This is a genomic window from Actinomycetospora sp. (assembly GCF_055612215.1).
Window position 1 is genome coordinate 1 of record NZ_JBVPVA010000482.1, and the last position, 2,454, is coordinate 2,454.

Here is a 2,454-nt window from a genome sequence, read left to right on the forward strand (position 1 = left end):
CAGTGCCCCGGCGGGACGGTGTGGTCGTGCGTCGTGTGGTGGTGCGGGTCCGGCGCGGTGGTCGCGCCCGGCACGGCCGGGTCCTGGCCCGTCAACCCGCTGGACAGGCCGTGGCCGTCCGCCGCCGTCGGAGCGGTTCCGGCCGGCGCGGGGTGCACGGTCGGCGCCGTGCTGTGCGTGGTCGGCGCGGACTGCACACCCGGCGCCGCGGCGGTGCCCGGCGTCGTGACGGTGCCCGGGGCCGAGCCGGCAGCGCCCGGGGCCGCGTCGTGCCCCGGCGTCGCCGACGCGCCCGGAGCACCCGCGCCCGGGGTCGTGCCAGCTCCCGCCGTTCCCGCGCCGGACGCGCCCGGCGTGCCCGACTGGGTGCCGAAGTCGGCCTGCGGCGGACCGGAGGCCCCACCGTGCCCGGACGTGGCGGCGCTGCTCTGCCCCGTGGTCTGCGGGTAGCTCGGCGTGTTCACCGCCGCGGCCTGGGCGACGTTGTGCGCGAGCGGCTGCGACGCGACGGGCCCCGGCGACCTGGGGTCGAACGGGGTGGCGCCGGCCGGCGTGGCCGCCGCGCCGCCCGCCGCTCCGCTCTGGGCGATGGGGCCGCGCTCGGGCGAGGCCCCGGACTCTCCGGCGCCGAAGGAGCCCCCACCGAACGCCGCCGGCGACATCCCGGGGGCCAGGGGGCCGGCAGGCGGCTGCCCGAAGGACGGGCCGTGCTCGCCGGGGCGACCGGGCTCGTGCTGACCGGGGTGGTGCTGGGCAGGACCGCGGTGGTGCTCGTCGTGGTGGTCCCAGCCGCGGTGCTCGTGCTCGCGGCCGTGGTGCTCGTCGCGGTGCTCCCAAGCGCGGGGGTCCGGGCGCCCGTCGTGGTGCTCGTCGCGGTGGTGCTCGTCGCGATGGCGCTCCCAGCCGTGGTGCTCGTCGCGGTGGTGCTCATCGCGATGGCGCTCCCAGCCGCGGTGCTCGTCGCGCTGCTCCCAAGCGCGGGGGTCCGGGCGCCCGTCGTGGTGCTCGTCGCGGTGGTCCCAGCCGCGGTGCTCGTGGTGGTGCTCGCGGCCGTGGTGCTCGTCGCGGTGCTCCCAAGCACGGGGGTCCGGGCGCCCGTCGTGGTGCTCGTCGCGGTGGTGCTCATCGCGATGGCGCTCCCAGCCGCGGTGCTCGTCGCGGTGCTCCCAACCGCGATGCTCGTCGTGGCGCTCCCACCCACGCCAGTCGTGATCGTGGCGGTAGTGCTCGCGCACCCAGTGCCGGAAGGCCTCGTGATCCCAGTGGTGCGGCTCGTGCCAGCCCTGCGGAGGGTGCCAGCCGGACGGCGGGTGCCAGCCGCGCGGCACGACCCACCCGGTGCCCTCGACCCAGACCGGTCCGGTGTAGTCCGGACCCGGGTGGCCGTGCTCCGGGAACGATGCACGGGCGGGGGCGTCATGGTGACGCGACTCGGTGGCGAGCCGGCCGAAATTTTCTGTCACGTGCGGGGCCTCCTGACAACGGGGACGCGCCTCGTCGGGCGACACTCGGTTCGACGACGGCCGAGAATCTCCCGACCATAGACCAGCGACGGAATTGGACGACGCGCCACCCCGATCCACGGTGATCTGCCCGTGATCGCCCGGCGGCGCATTCTCCGACCCGTGGGATTCACACCCTCCGCACATCTCGTGCCCCTTGACGCGACGCGGGTCCCGGATGCCCGTGCCGACCCGAACCGGATACCGGGAACCATCGGAACGGACTGCCGGAGTCACGCTGACGTGCAGGAAGCCCGACGAACGGGACTTCTCACCCTCGCGAGCGCCCAGGTCGGGACCGGCGGATGAGAAGCGGCGCTCGGACGAACCGCATCGAACGGCCGGCGTCCGACGGAAAGACCGTGCACGGCGGCCGACCGTCGACCGGACACGGCGAGAACAACGGCGCGACGACCGTGTCGAAGCGTCCGCGAGCGAATTCGACGCTCCAGCGTCGTCCGGATCGGCCGAGCTCGGACAGTTCCTGATTCGTCCGGCCTCGAACATTCTCCGATTTCGCTGTTCCGTCGCTCGTCCGACCCCGGAACCACGGCCGCCGCGCCGGAGAGGTCGCCCGCGACGCGACGGGGAACCGGGGTGAGGGACACCGCCGCGGACCTGACCTGCCGTCGGGACCCTGCAGGCGCACCATGGACGGGTGGACATGCCGATGGGTCCGACACCGGGACCGGCCTGGGTGGACGTCTTCACCACGTGGGAGCCCTCGTGGGGCGTGGACGCCGTCCTCGCCGTGCTGGGCCTGCTCTACCTGACGGGCGCGGTGCGCCACGGGCACTGGCCGGTGCGCCGTACCGCGTCGTTCCTGGCCGCGCTCGCGGCCGCCGTCCTGACCTGGAACTCCGGGATCGCGGTCTACGGGCACGGCGCGTTCGCGGTGCACATGGTCATGCACCTGATGCTGATCATGGTCGTCCCGGCGTTCTGGGTGGCC

Annotated in this window: 1 protein-coding gene and 1 pseudogene; one reads left to right on the forward strand and one right to left on the reverse strand. The window is 74.9% G+C overall.

Annotated features, from left to right (window positions below; genetic code table 11):
* Positions 1–1,463: pseudogene (locus tag AC0CYZ_RS13385) on the reverse strand (hypothetical protein); the annotation flags it as partial.
* A gap of 703 nt (positions 1,464–2,166) precedes the next feature.
* On the opposite strand from AC0CYZ_RS13385, the gene AC0CYZ_RS13390 reads away from it, so the two are divergent.
* The coding region (locus tag AC0CYZ_RS13390; protein ID WP_472216058.1) for a cytochrome c oxidase assembly protein at positions 2,167–2,454 on the forward strand (288 nt) is incomplete at its 3' end.